Consider the following 16,844-nt stretch of genomic DNA (forward strand, 5'->3'; position numbering starts at 1 on the left):
GGCCGGGGCCCTCATTGGGCGATCTCGGGGTTCAACACACGCCGCGGCGCGTGTTCCCCCCGGGGCGGGGGGCCGGGCCCCCCCCCGCGCCCGAGCCCAATTCGGTGGGAGCGCTCCCATTACTCGGCGTGATTTCACCCCCGAGTTGACGAGATCCGACGGGATGACCCCGGCCCACGCAGGCTCCAAACCCCCTGGCACGGCGCCCAAAACCGCCGCCCCAACCGGAATAGGATGAGTCCATCGTCCGACGACCGGCGTGTCACGGCAGACCACGGTTCCACCGACCTGCGGTTTCCCGCCGGCAGGCCCCAGATGCCCAAAATTGGGGCACACCCCCATGTCGAACCAGAATCGGTTGACCGCCCCCTCGAAAGCGTTTAGCTTTTGACGCTATGGGAGCGCTCCCAAACGGCCTGCTCACAGCATGGGCAAATTTTGATCACTGCCCGGCAACGAGGATGATGGGACGTACCCGCCTCGGTTTCGCCCGATTCAGGGCGCTCGCCCGTCGACGAGAGGATTCCCCGTGCCTCAGTACGTTCTTCAGGGTGGTGGCTACCACGCCGAGATAAGCCCCATGGGCGCCGCCCTGCGGGTGCTCACGCACGGCGGCCGCGATCTCGTGGCGAGCTGGCCGGAAGGCGGGCCCGTCCCCTTCTTCAGCGGCACCCTGCTCGCGCCGTGGCCCAACCGCCTCGGTCACGGCCGCTACACCTTCCAGGGCGAGCGCCTCGAACTGCCCGTCAACGAGCCGGAGCGCGGCCACGCGCTGCACGGCCTCGTCGCCTTCGCCGACTGGGAGCCCGCCGGGCCGCCACCCGCCGGGGACGGGCTCTCGTCCATGCGGCTCGCGCACACGATCGAGCCCTCCCCCGGCTACCCCTTCCGCCTGGCGCTGCAGGTGACCTACACCGTCGGCCACGAGGGCCTGACGACGACGCTCACCGCCGAGAACGTCGGCGACCGCCCGGCCCCGTACGGCTGCGGCCCGCATCCCTGGCTGATCGCCGACGAGGGCCCCGAGACGGGCTGGGAGTTCGACCTGCCCGCCGGGCACGTGCTGTTCACCGACGAGACCATGCTGCCCACCACGCTGGAGCGGGTCGAGGACACGACGCTCGACTTCCGCGTCCCCCGCCCGATCGGCGCCACAGTCGCCGACCACGCCTTCACCGGCCTGGAGGCGGACCACGACGGCGTCACCCGGGTGCGGCTGCGCGGCGCGGGCGGCGGCGTGCAGATCGCCTGGGAGGCGGCGGCCATGCCATGGGTGCAGGTCTGCACCGGCACCGGATTCGGCCACCGGGGCATCGCCGTCGAGCCGATGACCTGCCCGCCCGACGCCTTCAACTCGGGCAGCGACCTGGTCGTGCTCGATCCCGGGACCAAGCACGAAGCCGGCTGGACGATCTCCGCCCTCTGATCGTCTCCCGGCTTCTCTCCCCCAGACACCCCTGCCCGGCTTCCACCGGCCGGGCGGCGGCCCGGCCGCCGGCTTCCGCATGGCCCGCAACGGGCGGCGGACCGGACCCCACGGCCGTCCCCCATCGTCCCGACGACTCTAAGTGAAGTGACCGAATGGAGAGCAGGACCAAGCGCAGGCTGTCACCCGACGAACTGGACGCCCTCGCCGCCAGGGCGCTGGGGACGGGGGTGCGGTCGTCCGAGGAGCTCCTGGACGGGTTCGCCAACGCCGTGTGGCGCCTGACCCTCCGGGACGACCGCCAGGTCGTGCTGAAGGTCGGCCCGCCGCCCGGCCTGGAGATGCTGCGCTACGAACGCGACCTGCTGCGCACCGAGGCGCTGGTGTACCACCTGGCCACACCCACGGGGCTTCCGCTGCCCCGCCTGCTGCACTCGGGGTTCGACGATCCCGATCTTGGCGGCGACTATCTGATCATGGCGGCGCTGGACGGGGTGCCGTGGAACCAGGCGCCCACGCTGGGCGAGGCCGACGAGCGGGCCCTGCGGCACGAGCTCGGGCGTCACCTCGCCACGCTGCACACGATCCCCGGCGACGGCGTCTACGGCTATCCGTACGCCGGGCTGACCGGGACCACCTGGCGCGACGCGTTCCTGACCATGCAGGGCGCCCTGCTGGACGACGCCGTGCGGTACGCGACCCCGCTGCCCCGCACGCTGGTGGAGATCGCGGGCGCGGTCTACGCGAACGCCCACGCGCTGGACGAGGTCACGGCGCCCGCGCTGGTGCACTTCGACGTGTGGCCCGGCAACGTCTTCCTGACGCCGTCCGCGGGCGGGCCGCCGCGGATCCAGGCGCTGATCGATCACGAGCGGGCGTTCTGGGGCGATCCGCTGGCCGACTTCGTCACCCCGACGATCTTCGGCGAGCTGTCCGACGACGATCCGCTGCTCGCGGGCTACCGGGAGGCGGGCGGGAAGGTGGAGCTCACCCCGGCGGCGCGGACGCGCGAGGCGCTGTACCGGCTGTACCTGTACCTGATCCTGCTGGTCGAGCACGGGCCCCGGCAGTACCCCGAGGAGTCCTACGCCCGCATCCGCGACCTGGCCACCGCCGGGCTGGTCAAGGTCCTGGACTTCCTCGGGAAGCGCTGATACCCGCACTCCGGACGGCGGGGGCGCGTGTGCCGCCGCAGCGGTGGCACCGCGGCCGTGACAGGCGGCGGCGCACCGGTTCCAGGCCGGCCGGTTCCCGCACGTACTCGTCTCCACCACGACCCCAGCGGGGGCTCCCCTGCCGTCAGGGCGTTTCCGTCGTGCCCGCGCACGACCGGCCCGCCTTCACGATGATGGAGAGTATGACATAATTTCAACGGGTGATGAAAATGTCGACGACATGTGCGATCGCCGGAGGCGGCCCCGCCGGGGCCGTGCTGGCGCTACTGCTCGCCCGCGCGGGCGTCGAGGTCACGCTGCTGGAAAAGCACGCCGACTTCCTGCGCGACTTCCGCGGGGACACGATCCACCCCTCCACCATGGAGGTCCTGGACGAACTCGGCCTGTCGGAGCGGTTCCACACCATGATCCCCCGCACGATGACCGGCCTGGAGATGTGGCTGGACGACGGCGTGGTGGAGCTGGTCTCCCTCAAGGGGCTCGACTCGCGGTACCCGTACATCGCGTTCGTGCCGCAGTGGGACTTCCTCAACATGATCACCGAGGCGGCCCGCCGCTACCCCACGTTCCGGCTGCTCATGGAGGCCGAGGTCGTGGGGCTGATCCGCGAGGGCGGCGCCGTGCGCGGGGTGCGCTACCGCGACCGCGACGGCGAACACGAACTGCGCGCCACGCTGACCGTCGGGGCCGACGGGCGGCACTCCGACGTGCGCAGGGCCGCCGGGCTCGTCCCGGTCGAGCAGGGCGCCCCCATGGACGTGGTGTGGTTCCGGCTGCCCCGCGAGGAAGGCGACCCGGTCACGACGTTCGGCCGTATCACCACGGGCCGCATGATGGTGGCGATCAACCGCTCGGAGTACTGGCAGCTCGCCTACCTCATCCCCAAGGGCGGGTTCGACCACCTGCGGGCCGGGGGAATCGAGGCGCTGCGCTCCTCGGTCGGCGAACTGCTCCCCTTCCTCGCCGGCCGCACGGGTCGGCTCGCCTCGTTCGACCAGGTCAGCGAGCTTCGGGTCGCGATCAACCGTCTGCGCCGGTGGCACCGTCCCGGGCTGCTCCTCATCGGCGACGCCGCCCACGCCATGTCACCGATCTTCGGCGTCGGCATCAACCTCGCCATCCAGGACGCCGTGGCCGCCGCCAACCTGCTCGCCGGGCCCCTGCGCGCCGGGCGCCCCGTGCCCGAGGCGCTGCTCCACAGACTCCAGCGCCGCCGCACGCCGCCGACGGCGATCACGCAGTTCGCCCAGCAGATCTTCCAGGACCGGCTGGTGCGTCCGGCGCTGAAGGGCGTGCCGAGGCCGGTGCGGCTCCCCCGCGACCTCCCGAGCGTGCCGATCCTGGGGCCTCTCATGCGCCGGTTCATCGGCCTCGGCGTCCTGCCCGAGCACGTGCGAACCCCTGAAGCGCCCCCTAAAGTCCCGGCCCGCCCGGCGTCCACCAGGCCGGGGGCCTGAGAACTTTCTCACCCTGTGGACACCTCCTCGGTTCAACCCGGCAAGGTGCAATAGCCTTCTAACGTGAACGCCGATCCGATCAACCTCGATAGCTGGCGGGACCTCCCCGCCGCTCAGCAGCCCGACTGGCCCGACCGCTCCGCGCTGGAGGCCGTCGTCGCCGAGCTGCAAGGCATGCCGCCGCTGGTGTTCGCCGGAGAGTGCGACGAGCTCAAGGACCGCCTCGCCGCCGTCGCGCGCGGTGAGGCGTTCGTCCTGCAGGGCGGCGACTGCGCCGAGACCTTCGCCGGCGCCACCGCCGACAACGTCCGCAACAAGCTGAAGACGCTGCTGCAGATGGCGATCGTGCTCACCTACGCGGGCCGGGTCCCCGTCGTCAAGATCGGCCGCGTGGCCGGGCAGTTCGCCAAGCCGCGCTCCAAGCCGACCGAGACGCGCGGCGGGCTGGCCCTCCCGGCCTACCGCGGCGACATGGTGAACGGCTTCGACTTCACCCCCGAGGCCCGCACGCCCGATCCCGGCCGGCTGCTGCGCGCGTACCACTCCTCGGCGGTGACGCTCAACCTCGCCCGCGCCTTCACCAAGGGCGGGTACGCCGACCTGCGCCAGGTGCACGCCTGGAACCAGGACTTCGTCGCCGAGTCCCCCGCCGGCCGCCGCTACGAGCAGCTCGCGCGCGAGATCGACCAAGCCCTGGCGTTCATGCACGCCTGCCGCGCCGATCCCGAAGAGTTCCACACGGTGGAGTTCTACTCCTCCCATGAGGCGCTGATCCTCGACTACGACCGCGCCCTGACCCGCGTCGACTCGCGCACGGGCCTGCCGTACGACGTGTCGGCGCACATGGTCTGGATCGGCGAGCGCACGCGTCAGCTCGACGGCGCCCACGTCGAGTTCTTCAGCCGCATCCGCAACCCGATCGGCGTCAAGCTCGGCCCGTCCACCACCCCCGAGGACGCCCTGGCGCTCATCGAGCGGCTCAACCCGGCCGACGAGCCCGGCCGTCTCACCTTCATCGCGCGCATGGGCGCCTCCCGGGTGCGCGACGCGCTGCCGCCGCTGGTCGAGAAGGTCCAGGCCAGCGGCGCCAAGGTCGTGTGGATCTGCGACCCGATGCACGGCAACACCTTCGAGGCACCGAGCGGCCACAAGACCCGCCACCTCGACGACGTGCTCGACGAGGTGGCGGGCTTCTTCGAGGTGCACCGCGCGCTCGGCACCCACCCGGGCGGCATCCACATCGAGTTCACCGGCGACGACGTCACCGAGTGCGTCGGCGGCGGGCACGCGATCGTCGAGGAGGACCTCGCGCTGCGGTACGAGACGGCCTGCGACCCGCGCCTCAACCGCGGCCAGTCGCTCGACCTCGCCTTCCGGGTGGCCGAGCTCTACCGCTCCAGCTGACCCCGCCAGGACGCGCAAGAGCCGGCTCCCGCTCGCCACGGGGCCGGCTCTCTTCTTCTCACCGGGGTGACCCGGCTCTCACACCCGGCTCAGCCACCGGGGCGGCCTGGGCTCCCGGAGGTCACGGACGTCGGCCGTCCTCGGGGCCCTCGGCGCGCCCGGAGTCGATGTCGCCGGCGATCTCCTTGCGGATGGCGTCCATGTCCAGGGCGCGGACCTGGCTGATCAGGTCCTCCAGGGCGGGCGCGGGCAGGGCGCCCGGCTGGGCGAAGACCACGATGCCGTCGCGGATCGCCATCACCGTCGGGATCGAGCTGATGTCGAACCCCTCCGCGAGGCCGCGCTCGACGTCGGTGTCAATCTTGCCGAAGGTGATGTCCTCGTGTTTCTGGGATGCCTTCTCGAAGATCGGCCCGAAGGTCCGGCAGGGCCCGCACCAGGCGGCCCAGAAGTCAAGGAGGACGATCCCCTCGTCGGCGATCTCGTTGAAGTTGGTCTCGGTCACCGCGATGGTCGCCACAGATGCTTCCTCGTCTCGTCTCTCGTCGTGTTGATCGGCATAACCACCTACCCCCTCCGCTCATTCCTCACGCCCCGCCGCTACGGGTATGCCCGGCGGTCTTAGGGGTGCGGACGGGGCCACGATCGCCGGCGCTGGGCCGGGCTTCCGGGCGGCCGGGAACAGCAGATCGGTTTTACGCTCAATGGGATACGCCCGGGGGGTGGGCCTGCGGCTGGAGACGCGGTTGGCGGGCGTCGTGGTGCGTGGTGAGCATGCGGGTGATGTCCTTCGCGGCGGCGTGTAACAGGCCGGCAAGCCGACCGGGTGCGAAGGAATTGGTGCGGCCGCACACCCCGATGGTGCCGATCAGCGTTCCACCGGGGTCGCGTAATCCCGTCGCCACGCAACTGAATCCAGCCCGCAGTTCTTCATGTTCGATCGCTGTTCCGGTATCGCGAACGGCCTGCAGTTCTCTTTCGATCCCTCTCCACGACGTGAGGGTCTGTCTGGTGAAGCGAGGGAGCGGTCGTGAGCGCAGGCGTTCGGCGACGTCGAGCCGGTCCGCGAGCAGGATCCGGCCGGCTGCGGTCGCAAGGACCGCGGGGCTGTCCAGGTGAACCGGCCACCCGTGCCGCCGGACGTCATCGGCCCGATTCGCGCCGAACGCGATGTCGACGAGAGTGAAGACGGTCGGCGTGAGCACGTTGATCCAGACGACCTCCCTGGTACTGGCGAACAGATCCTGTACATACGGGGTGGCGACCTCGCGCAGGCCGTGCTACTCGGCCGCGCGAACGCCGAGTTCGAGCAGGTGGACGCCCAGCCGGTACCGGCCGTCCGCGCACCGGGCCAGCAACCGCCGGGACATCAGGTCGGCCGCGATGCGCCGCACCGTGGGCTTGGGAATGCCGACGGCACGGGTGAGCTCGGCCAAGGTCATCGGGTCACCGGCCGCGACCGCGTCGAGTATCGCCGCGGCCCGTCCGGTAACGGTTCGGTCGTCCATGCGCGCTCCCGTGTCACTCAGTGACCCGCTTTTATTGCGGCCCCCGGCACCGGACCGGGATGTTCGTGATGGCATCAGAATGCCCGCGTGTGAACATCACCGCCATCATCGGAAGGTGCGAAAGAGAAATGACCGGAGTAAAACGGCTCGCCCGTCTGGGGGCGGCAATCGGCCTGGGGATCGTGAGCGTTCTCATCCCGTCGGGTACCGCCGCCGCCAGTTACGGCCCGTACGAGATCATCAGCAATCTGAGCCATCTGTGCGTGGACACCGTCAACGGCAGCATGGACGACAACGCCCCCATCCAGCAGTGGTGGTGCTGGAACGGCCCGCCGCAGAGATGGACGATGGTTTTCGTGAAGACCGCGTACAGACCGCAGACCGGCGACACGGCGTTCTTCAGGCTGGAAAACCAGAAGAGCGGAAAATGCCTCGACGTGCCCAGTGGAAATCCCACGGCGGGAGTGAAGGTGCAACAGTGGCGGTGCTGGGACGGCGACATGCAGTTGTGGTCGGTGGTCACCCAGAACCAGACGGGCACCGTGCAGATACGCAACCTCGCGACCGACCTGTGTCTCGACGACACCGACTGGAGCAACACCCCGGGCAACCGCCTCCAGCAGTGGCCCTGCAACGACATGGCACCCCAGCAGTGGTACCTTCTCTAGCGGTAGCCGCCTGAGGCACTGCACGCCACGTGATCACGGCCCGCGTGCCGCGTGCCGAGGCCGGACGAGGTACGGGAGTCGGCCGGGGGGCCGGACCTCGGCCCCCCATTGACGATGTGCGGCCACCTCGTACGCGGGCCGCCGGCGTCCGGTGAGGCTGCGCCCGCCGGCCGCTATCGGCGGAAGGTGATCCAGTGAAAAGCGGGAGAGCTGACGCGTTCATCCAGGTCGAAGATGAACCATGTTCGCCCTTTCCGGAGAGGCGCCGTATAGCTTGACCGATCCCCCATCACCTATATCCAAAGCACATTATCGAGTTTCTTGCTTCGACATCGGTATCGGCGAGGCCGCCCACCCGCCGACCCCTCCCGTCGATCCCAAGATCGATCCGTTGACAGTCGCATACTCCCCCGCGTCACAGACGCCTGCAATACGGGCAAGCCGCCATTTGGGGACACGCGTCGAGGAGGCGTGCCGACGCGAAACACCTCCTCGGCAGGAGAACTCATCTGTGGCGCCACATCCAGGCGCGGCGATTACCCGCACATTGTCAGCGTTAGGGGGTGATGCTGCTACCAATGGTGATGGACCATGGATGTCGGGGAATGGCGCATGAGGGAGCCACGCTGGGCGGCGTGGCTCGCCGTGCTGGTCGGCGTGGTCACCGTCGCTTCCCGACCCCCCTCGGCACCGTCGTAGTGGTGTGCGAGGCAGTAGTCGCAGACGCAGCCCGAGTGGGCCGACCTGCAGGGTGCCTCCGGATCAGCGGCGCCGCTCACGCCATACTCGCTCGTACCGCTCATGTCATACTCTGCTGGCGACTCAATGTCATAGCGCGGATACCGATGCTACTCGGCAACGTCGACGCGGCACAACCGCGCCGGATGAACGGCGCGGATCAGGCCAGGAGGTTGCGCGCGTGGTCTCGGATGTAGTCGACGAGCACCGTGGTCGGAGTACCGGGACCGAACACCTCGTGCACCCCGTAGGTCTTCAGGGTGTCGGCGTCCTCCGGCGGAATCGTCCCGCCCACGACGAAGAGGACGTCGGCCCGATCGTTGTCCCGTAGCAGTTCGCCGAGTTCCTTCGCGTATTCCAGGTGCGCCCCGGACAGACTCGACAACCCGAGCACGTCCGCGTCTTCCTGGACGACCGCGCGCAGGATCGATTCCGGGGTCTGGTAGATCCCCGTGTAGACGACCTCCATCCCGGCATCGCGAAGCGCGCGAGCCACGATCTTGGCTCCGCGATCGTGTCCGTCGAGTCCGGGCTTGGCGACCACGACCTTGGTCGGCTTGGCCTTTTCCGGCAATGCCTGCATATCCAATTCTCCCTTAGAAGACCGTTGACGGTTGATGCTGTCCCCACACGCCCCGCGGCCACGACTCGACCGCGTCGTCTCAGTCGAATTCAGTGCTCATCGGGCTCGTAGCTCCCAATTCTTCGCAGCACTGTCCAGAATTCGGCCGACAGCGTCGCGCATGTTGCCGCCGTCGGTCACCGCCACCGCCTCCGCGCACGCGGCGACCCATCCCTCGGCGACCAGGGCGGCGTCAGAGGCCCACTTCCGGCTGCGCAGGGTGCCGATGACGTCGCTCTCGACGAGGTCGAGCCACCGCTTCTCGAGCGCGGCGCACACCTCGCTCACTCCCTTGCCGTCGGTGGCGACGGTTTGCAGCACCTCCATGCCGCGTCTGGCCGCCAGGCGCAGGTGCCGCGCGCTCTCCGCGGCGCCGGGGCGATCGGCCATGTTGACGACGAACATGTCGGCGACCTCCATCAGGCCCGCCTTGATCGTCTGAACGGCGTCGCCGAGCCCGGGCACGGTCACGAGCAGGACGGTGTCGGCGATCTCGACGATCGCGATCTCGGTCTGGCCGGCCCCGACCGTCTCGATCAACACGACGTCGAACAGCTCGGACAGTTCGAGCAGCCGGGCGATGTTCCTGGTCGCGGCGGCCACCGCGCCGTGTGACCCCCGGCTGGCCAGGCTGCGGACGAAGACCTCGGGCCGACCGGCCAGGTGGGTCTCCATTCGAAGCCGGTCGCCCAGCACCGCACCACCGGTGGTGGCGCTGGAGGGGTCGATCGCCAGCACGGCGACGCGCGATCCCGCATTCGCGTAGGCGTCGATCAAGCGTCCGGTCAGGGTGCTCTTCCCCGCGCCGGGCGGCCCGGTGATGCCGACGATGTGCGTACGCGAGCTGGACTGCGGGAGCTCCACGTCCCAGGCCGGCGCATTCTCGATGAGGGTCACCGCGCGGGCGAAGGGACCCCAGTACCCCGCCCGGGCCTTGGTGACGGCGTGGCGCAGCCGGTCAGGCGTGAACAAGTTCCAGCTCCCCGTTTCCGATCATCCGTTTGACGGCCACCTTGTCCACCTTCCCGATTCCCGCGATCGGCAGGTGCGGTACCAGCGCCGCGCCCGACGGCCGTTTGAAGCTCACGAGATTCCCGCGGCAGAACTGCAGGAGCTCGTCGGCCCGCAATCCACAGCCAGGCTTGGCGACCGCGACCACCACGGGCGTCTCGCCCCACCGGTCGCTCGGCACCCCCACGACGACCACCTCCTGCACGCCCTGGTGGGCCGCCGCGACCGCCTCGATCTCGGCCGGTACGATGTTCATGCCGCCGCTGATGATGACGTCCTTGAGACGGCCGGTGAGGAAGACGAGTCCGTCGTCGCTGATACGGCCGAGATCGCCGGTTCGAAGGGCACCGTCGTCGGTGAGGCTCGCCGTGGTCGTCTCCCGATCGTTGAAGTACTCCTTCATCCGGGCGGGCGTCACCGCGACGAGTTCCCCGGCGTCGCTCACCGGAGTCGCGCCGTCGCGGGCCTGCAGCCCGGTCGTGGGAAACGGCCGGCCGACCGTCGTCGGCTCGGCCTTCAGCAGCCAATGCGGTGCGGCCGCCAGCGGAAGCGCCTCGGTCATCCCGTAGAACTGGTGCATCTGCAGGTCCGGCAATTCCGCCCACCAGCGGCGCAGAAGATCGGTGGGCATCACTTCCGATGCGAACAGCACCCACTTGAGCTTCGACAGCTTCTCGAGCGGAGCGAATTCGATCAGTCGCCTCAGGATGGTCGGGACGGCATCGAAGGTGGTCGCCCTGGTGCACGCGTCGGCGACTCGCTCGACGTCGAATCCGGGCAGGATCTCGAGCGCTCCGCCCGTGCACAGCGTCGGCAGGACCTGCTCGGGGATGCAGGCATACAGCGGCAGGAACACCACCCCGCGCTCCCCGGGACCGAACGGGAAGGCCGAGGCGACCTGCATGCTCCCGTGCAGCATGGACTCATGTGTGTGGACCACGCCCTTCGGCTGTCCCGTCGAGCCACTGGTCAGCATGATCGAACAGCCGGCACTCGGCCCGATGCTGGGCAGCCGGCCCTGCGCGGCCCTCGGCGCCGCCCGTAGATCACGCACGTCGTACGAGCCGTCGAGCGCCTCTCGGATCTCGGGCTTGACGCGGCCGACGAAGATCGTCTTGGCTCCGACGAACTCCATTTGCGGGCCGATCGCCGTCGGGCCGAGCATGGCGTTCATCGGGACGGCGACGCCACCGGCCCGCAGAATCGCCATGTAGGTGGAGACGTAGGCGGATTCGTTCTCGCCGACGATCGCCACGCGGTCACCGGGCTGAAGGCCGCCGGCGAGCAGATCCCGCGCCAGGTCGGCCGAACGTGACCACAGTTCCCGGTACGTCCACGTCTCGCCGTCGAATACGAGCGCCGGCTCGTTGGGGCGTGCCCGGACGACCGCTCCGATCCACGAGACGACCGTGTTGGTTCTGCTTCCCATCGCTAGGACGCCTGAGCCGGCCGGCTTCGCCCGACGACGATCGTCGCGGTCGCGGTCGCGGCCAGCACCGGGCCGTCCTGCTCGAGCCGGCAACCGTTCTCGTCCACGCTCAGCACCCGGTAGACGCGAGCCTCCACCTTTCGGCTGCTGTTCCCCCGGGAGGTGACCCGAGCGACCCCTTCGACGTAGTCGCCCACCCGAAGCGGCGCGAGGAACTCGACCGAGTCGTAGGCGGCGCACAGCCCTTCGTCGCCGCCCTCCAGCAACGCGAGCTCCGTCTCGAGATCGGCGAAGATCTCCATCACCTTCGAGCCAGGCACCAACCCGCCGGCGTAACGAGCATCACTCGGCGCTAGGCGGAGGCGAATCCGGGCTTCATCCTGGCTGGGCGCAGACACGTCGTTCTCCCGTCGATGGCTGATCGGCGTCAGCAACTTTGCCCTAGTAGGATAGGTCAAAGATTTTACGGGTACAAGAGGCTGTGAGGTTGACGAGGGAAGGCATGTAGAGCGGACGCACGGGTGGGGCAGAAGCCGGCCCGGCACCGATAGCATGTCGCGTGTGGTACTACATCTGCGCGGAATCTTCCTGCCCGACGAGACGCAGCGCGACGCCTGGATCGTCGAGGGCCGCCTGAGCTTCACGCCGCCGGCTCGCAGCTCCGACGTCGACACGATCGTCTCGTCGGGCTGGGTCATCCCCGGATTCGTCGACGCGCATTGCCATATCGGCATCGCCTCGACGGGGCACGTCCGCGACCCGCGGGCCCAGGCGCGACAGGCGCTGCTCGACCGCGATGCGGGAGCCCTGCTGCTTCGCGAGGCCGGTTCGCCGGTGGACACGAGCTCGGTGCGGCAACGCGACGATCTGCCCCGCCTCATCCGGGCCGGCCGGCACATCGCCCGTACTCGCCGCTACATCCGTGATCAGGGTGTCGAGGTCGACCCCGACGCGTTGGCCGACGAGGTCGAGCGGCAGGCCGCGACCGGCGACGGGTGGGTGAAGATCGTCGGGGACTGGATCGACCGGGCCAGTGGCGATCTCGCGCCGACCTTTCCCGAGGACGCACTCGAACGCGCGGTCGCGCGAGCCCATGCCCTGAATGTGCGCGTGGCCGTGCACGCCTTCGGGGAGGATGCGGTGGCCGCGGCCATCGCGGTCGGCGTCGACTCGATCGAGCACGGTACGGGACTCACCGGGCAGATGCTCGGAGATGCCGTGTCGAAGGGCATCGCCCTGGTGCCCACCCTGATCAACGTCGACAACTTCCACAAGTTCGCCGCGGCCGGCGAGCACAAGTTCCCGATCTACGCGCGGCACATGCGGGCTCTCTACGCGTCCTCGCGCGAGCGGGTTCGCGACGCCTATGAGGCCGGCGTGCCGATCTACACCGGCACCGACGCCGGGACCGACGTCCCGCACGGCACCATTCGCGGCGAGATACAGGCGCTGGTGGGCGCCGGGCTGCCGCTGCCGGAGGTCATCGCGCAGGCCTCATGGCGCGCCCGGCAGTGGCTCGGCTGGCCCGGCTTGGACGAGGGCGCTCCCGCCGACCTGGTCGTCTTCGACGAGGATCCCCGCGTCGCGCTCGACACGATCTACTCCCCTCGGCGAACGGTGCTGCGCGGCGTGGTGGTCGGCTGAACCAGGCGACGTTCAGCCACCGCCCGGGAGGGACTCGAGCAGCTTGCGCGTGTACTCGTGCTGCGGATTGTCGAGTACCGCGCCGGTGGGCCCGGATTCGACCACGCGGCCGCGATACATGACGTACACGAACTCCGACACGTGCCGCACGATCGACAGGTCGTGGGAGATGAACAGGTAGCTGATCTCCTGTTCGGCGCGAAGCGTCGTGAGCAGGTTCAGGATCTGCGCCTGCACCGACATGTCGAGCGCGGACGTCGGCTCGTCGCAGATGAGCACCTTCGGGCGGACCGCGAGGGCCCGCGCGATCGCGACCCGCTGACGTTCACCACCCGACAGTGCCCGGGGCAGGCGCCGGGCGTAGGTCGCCGGCAGGCCGACCATTTCCAGCAGCTCGCCGACCCGCTGTTTCGGGTTGGCCGCATTCTTGTCGTGCGTGGTGATCGCCTCGCGCAGCGTCCAGCCCACGGAGCGCATCGGGTTCAAGCTCGAGTAGGGATCCTGGAAGACGGTCTGCACGTTCGAGCGCAGTTCCCGGCGTTCCTCGTTGCGCACCTTCGCCCACTGGCGCGTCGTCGTATCCCCGATGACGATCTCGCCTTCGGTCGGCGTCTCCAGCCCGACCAGCACCCGGGCCAGCGTCGTCTTGCCCGACCCGGATTCCCCGACGATGCCGACGCTCTCGTTCGCTCCGACCTGAATAGAGACGTCGTCGAGTGCCCTGACAGCGCGGGATCCGACCTGGAACGACTTGCCGACGTTGCGGACCTCCAAGATCGGCGAAGGCCGGTCGGTGCTCGGCGCGGCCGCGACCTGCTCGGCGAAGGTTTGCAGGCTGCGCATCTCCTCCCTGATCTCGGGCAGCCGGATGCAGGCGGAAAGCCGATCGGGTGTCACCTCGGCCAGCGGTGGCGCGCCCTCGCGGCACGCCGGCCCGGCCCATCGGCACCGAGGCTCGAACGTGCACACCCCCTGGACCTCATCAGCGGTCGGCACGGCTCCCGGCATGGCGACGAGCTTGTGCACCCGCCGGCCGACGGGCGGCTCCGAGAGCAAGAGGCCCTGCGTGTACGGATGTAGCGGCTCGGCCTGCATGCGCTGCGAGTCGCCCACCTCGACCAACGAGCCGGCGTACAGCACGTAGATCCGGCTGCACGTCTCGAACGCGACCCGAAGATCGTGCGTTATCAGGATCAGGCCCATGCCGCGGGCCCGTTGGATTTGCTTGATCAGTTCGAGGACCTCGCGCTGCGTCGCGACATCCAACGCCGTGGACGGCTCGTCGGCGATGAGCACCTGCGGGTCGCGGCACAGCGCGGCGGCGATGGCGACCCGTTGCCGCATGCCCCCGGACAGTTGGAACGGGTAGCGGTCGATCACCGACTCGTCGGTGATGCCCACCTCGGCAAGACGACGGATCGCCTCCTCGCGGGCACTCCGGCCGCCGTGGATGTACTCGGGCAGCAGCGATTCCTCGAGGATACGGCCGCACGGCATGACAGGGTTCAGCATCGTGAACGGGTCCTGGAGGATCATCCCGATCTCCAGGCCGCGGATCGTCTGCCACTTGCGCTCGTTCGCCGTCAGCAGGTTCTCGCCCTTGTACGAGAGTTGCCCCGTTGCCGTCACCCCGGCCGGCAGCAATCCGATCAAGGACTTGGCCGTCATCGACTTGCCACTTCCCGACTCGCCGACGATGCCGATCGACTCGCCGCGCCGCACCGACAGCGACACCGACGACACGATCGTGCTCTCGCCGCCGCGCGACCGCTTGGCCACGATGCGCAGGTTCCGCAGATCGGCTATCGGAGTGTCCACGCCCTGCGGCACGACCTCGGCCACGCCCGTCATCGGCTCGCTCCTCGGCTCGACAGCCGGTCGTAGCCCCAGTCGCCGATGATGTTCACCGCGGCCGCGACCAGCACGATCGCCGCGCCCGGCGCCAGCGACGCGACCGGATTCAAGAACAACGAGTTCTGCCCGTCGGACAGCATCTGACCCCAATCCGGCGAGCCGGGGGTTGCCCCGACGCCTAGAAACGACAGGCTCGCCAACCCGACCAGCGCGCCGGAATAGGCCAAGCAGGTATTCGCGACCACCACCGCCGAGATGTTCGGCCAGATGTGCAGGAAAATGATTCGACGGTTCGAGACGCCGAGCGTCCGCGCCGCCTCTACGTAGGGGCGCGGCACCTGCTCAAGGGTCGCGCCCCGCACGACCCGCGCGTCGAAAGGCATCAAGAGCAGCGTCAAGAGGCCGACCGCGACCCAGTAGCCACCTCCGATCGTGCCGGCCACGACGATGATGATCAGCAGTCCCGGCACGGCCATCAGCAGATCCGCGAGGCGCATGATGAAGGCGTCGATGATGCCACCGCGATAACCGGCCAGGAGTCCGAGAATGTTGCCGATGAGCATCGCGCCGCCCGCGACGATCAGCGGACCGAGGAACACCGCTTGGCTGCCGACGATCATCCTCGAGAACACGTCGCGTCCGAGCTCGTCGGTCCCGAGCCAGTGCGCGCCGCTCGGCTGCGCCAGCACGAGGCTCAGGTCCTGGGCGGATGGATCCTGCGGCGCGATCAGCTCCCCGAACACCGCCGTGACCGCGACCATCGCCATGATCAGGAAGGAGATCGTGACCGATCCGCGCACGCGGCGTAGCCCGTGCACCAGCCCGCGGCGAACGGTCCGGGCCGGGGCTTGCCTCTCCGCGAGGTCGAGTTCGATTGATGTCATGCTTCGTGTCTCCCGAGGCGGATACGTGGGTCGATGACGAGGTAGGTGATATCCGCCAGCAGGTTCATCACGATGATGACGGCGGCAACGACCAGTGCGACACCCTGGATCATCGGCACGTCCTTCGACTCGACGGACTGGATCAGCAGGGATCCGACACCGTTGAGTGAGAACGTCTGCTCGACGATGACCGCGCCGATGATGAGGCTCGCGAGCAGGGTGCCGCTGATCGTGACGACCGGCATCAGCGCATTCCGCAGTGCGTACTTGAGCATGACGCGGCGCGCCGCCAGACCGCGCGCCCACGCGAAGGTGACGTAGTCCTGGTCGAGAACGCCGATCATCGCGGCGCGGGTGTGCCGCACCAGGAAGGCCACCACGGACAACGCCAAGGCGATCGCCGGCAGGGTCAGGTGCCACAGCCCGTCGACGAAGCCTTCGCCTGGTCCGGAGGCTGGGAAGATCGGTACGACGACCGCGAACAGGTAGAGGGCGTAGACGCCGGACACGAAAGCCGGCGTACTCAGCGCGATGATCGACCCGGCCACGGTCACACGATCGAGGGCGCCACCTCGGCGCATCGCGGCGACCACGCCCGGAATGACCCCGAACGCGAACGCGAGGATGTACGCGTACACACCGAGGTACAGCGATGTGGGGAGCCGAGACGCGATCTGGTCGCTGACCGGCAGCGTCGCCTGGATCGAGTCGCCGAAGTCCAGGTGCGCGGCGCCCTTCACCCAGTACCAGTACTGGGTGAAGAACGGCTCGTTCAGGTGGTACTTCGCGGTCAGGGCCGCCACGGCCTCGGGTGTCCGCATGTTCGGGCCGAGCAGCACGTCCACCGGGCTGCCCGGCGTCAGGTAGGTCAGCGAGAAGATCACGAACGAGAGCAGAATGAGCAGTAGCACCATCGCGGCCAACCGCCGCGCGATGTACATCAGCAGGCTTGATCTGGTCATGTGCGTGCCGCCGGTCCCGTCATCGCGTCCTCCTGGTGACTGGTGATCGCGGCATCGGTCCG

General features: G+C 69.1%; 16 protein-coding genes. 6 read left to right on the top strand and 10 right to left on the bottom strand.

Annotated features, from left to right (window positions below; translation table 11 throughout):
* Nucleotides 1-529: 529 nt before the first annotated feature.
* The 4 genes from AB0M95_RS26215 (at nt 530) to AB0M95_RS26230 (ending at nt 5,462) form a co-directional block, all read left to right on the top strand.
* Entirely contained in the window at nt 530-1,426 is an 897-nt protein-coding gene (locus AB0M95_RS26215; RefSeq protein WP_363769666.1) for an aldose 1-epimerase family protein, read from the top strand.
* 155 nt (nt 1,427-1,581) lie between these two features.
* Nucleotides 1,582-2,580, top strand: a complete 999-nt coding sequence (locus AB0M95_RS26220) for a phosphotransferase (protein ID WP_363769669.1) — start codon at nt 1,582-1,584, stop codon at nt 2,578-2,580.
* Between the two features lie 230 nt (nt 2,581-2,810).
* Nucleotides 2,811-4,058, top strand: a complete 1,248-nt coding sequence (locus AB0M95_RS26225; RefSeq protein WP_363769672.1) for an FAD-dependent oxidoreductase — start codon at nt 2,811-2,813, stop codon at nt 4,056-4,058.
* 63 nt (nt 4,059-4,121) lie between these two features.
* Nucleotides 4,122-5,462 carry a class II 3-deoxy-7-phosphoheptulonate synthase gene (locus AB0M95_RS26230; RefSeq protein WP_363769675.1) on the top strand — a complete coding sequence of 447 codons (1,341 nt, stop codon included), beginning with the start codon at nt 4,122-4,124 and terminating at the stop codon, nt 5,460-5,462.
* Nucleotides 5,463-5,583: 121 nt separating this feature from the next.
* On the opposite strand, the gene AB0M95_RS26235 is transcribed toward AB0M95_RS26230, so the two are convergent.
* The 3 genes from AB0M95_RS26235 to AB0M95_RS26245 form a co-directional block, all read right to left on the bottom strand.
* Nucleotides 5,584-5,982 carry a thioredoxin domain-containing protein gene (locus tag AB0M95_RS26235; protein WP_363769678.1) on the bottom strand — a complete coding sequence of 133 codons (399 nt, stop codon included), beginning with the start codon at nt 5,980-5,982 and terminating at the stop codon, nt 5,584-5,586.
* 181 nt (nt 5,983-6,163) lie between these two features.
* Nucleotides 6,164-6,667: an IclR family transcriptional regulator C-terminal domain-containing protein gene (locus tag AB0M95_RS26240; protein WP_363769681.1), complete on the bottom strand. Its 504-nt coding sequence runs from the start codon at nt 6,665-6,667 to the stop codon at nt 6,164-6,166.
* 75 nt (nt 6,668-6,742) lie between these two features.
* Nucleotides 6,743-6,970, bottom strand: a complete 228-nt coding sequence (locus AB0M95_RS26245; protein ID WP_363769684.1) for a helix-turn-helix domain-containing protein — start codon at nt 6,968-6,970, stop codon at nt 6,743-6,745.
* 89 nt (nt 6,971-7,059) lie between these two features.
* Here AB0M95_RS26245 and AB0M95_RS26250 point away from each other — a divergent pair, with 89 nt between their 5' ends.
* Nucleotides 7,060-7,638, top strand: coding sequence for an RICIN domain-containing protein (locus AB0M95_RS26250; RefSeq protein WP_363769687.1), 579 nt, complete (start codon nt 7,060-7,062; stop codon nt 7,636-7,638).
* A gap of 898 nt (nt 7,639-8,536) precedes the next feature.
* Here the strand turns inward: AB0M95_RS26250 and AB0M95_RS26255 are convergent.
* From AB0M95_RS26255 to AB0M95_RS26270, 4 genes are all read right to left on the bottom strand, one after another.
* Nucleotides 8,537-8,959, bottom strand: a complete 423-nt coding sequence (locus AB0M95_RS26255; protein ID WP_363769690.1) for a cobalamin B12-binding domain-containing protein — start codon at nt 8,957-8,959, stop codon at nt 8,537-8,539.
* A gap of 96 nt (nt 8,960-9,055) precedes the next feature.
* A complete protein-coding gene (locus tag AB0M95_RS26260) occupies nt 9,056-9,970 on the bottom strand; it encodes a GTP-binding protein (protein WP_363769693.1) in 915 nt (304 codons plus the stop codon).
* Nucleotides 9,957-11,438 (bottom strand): AMP-binding protein, encoded by a 1,482-nt coding sequence (locus AB0M95_RS26265; RefSeq protein WP_363769696.1) that lies wholly within the window; start codon nt 11,436-11,438, stop codon nt 9,957-9,959. Before AB0M95_RS26265 ends, AB0M95_RS26260 begins: the two co-directional genes overlap by 14 nt.
* Before the next feature lie 2 nt (nt 11,439-11,440).
* Nucleotides 11,441-11,740, bottom strand: coding sequence for a hotdog domain-containing protein (locus AB0M95_RS26270; protein ID WP_363769699.1), 300 nt, complete (start codon nt 11,738-11,740; stop codon nt 11,441-11,443).
* A gap of 259 nt (nt 11,741-11,999) precedes the next feature.
* On the opposite strand from AB0M95_RS26270, the gene AB0M95_RS26275 reads away from it, so the two are divergent.
* Nucleotides 12,000-13,082 carry an amidohydrolase family protein gene (locus AB0M95_RS26275; RefSeq protein WP_363769702.1) on the top strand — a complete coding sequence of 361 codons (1,083 nt, stop codon included), beginning with the start codon at nt 12,000-12,002 and terminating at the stop codon, nt 13,080-13,082.
* A 12-nt stretch (nt 13,083-13,094) separates the two neighbouring features.
* Here the strand turns inward: AB0M95_RS26275 and AB0M95_RS26280 are convergent, their stop codons facing one another.
* Genes AB0M95_RS26280 through AB0M95_RS26290 form a run of 3 tightly spaced genes read right to left on the bottom strand, consistent with a single transcriptional unit; the run spans nt 13,095 to nt 16,782 of the window.
* Nucleotides 13,095-14,933 (bottom strand): ABC transporter ATP-binding protein, encoded by a 1,839-nt coding sequence (locus AB0M95_RS26280; protein WP_363769705.1) that lies wholly within the window; start codon nt 14,931-14,933, stop codon nt 13,095-13,097.
* On the bottom strand, nt 14,930-15,820 hold the full coding sequence (locus tag AB0M95_RS26285; RefSeq protein WP_363769708.1) for an ABC transporter permease: 891 nt from the start codon (nt 15,818-15,820) through the stop codon (nt 14,930-14,932). The genes AB0M95_RS26280 and AB0M95_RS26285 overlap by 4 nt, the downstream gene beginning before the upstream one ends.
* Complete coding sequence (locus AB0M95_RS26290) at nt 15,817-16,782, bottom strand: ABC transporter permease (protein WP_363769711.1); 966 nt, start codon at nt 16,780-16,782, stop codon at nt 15,817-15,819. Before AB0M95_RS26290 ends, AB0M95_RS26285 begins: the two co-directional genes overlap by 4 nt.
* Nucleotides 16,783-16,844 lie beyond the last annotated feature (62 nt).

This window comes from Sphaerisporangium sp. NPDC051017 (assembly GCF_040683095.1).
Lineage (GTDB): Bacteria > Actinomycetota > Actinomycetes > Streptosporangiales > Streptosporangiaceae > Sphaerisporangium.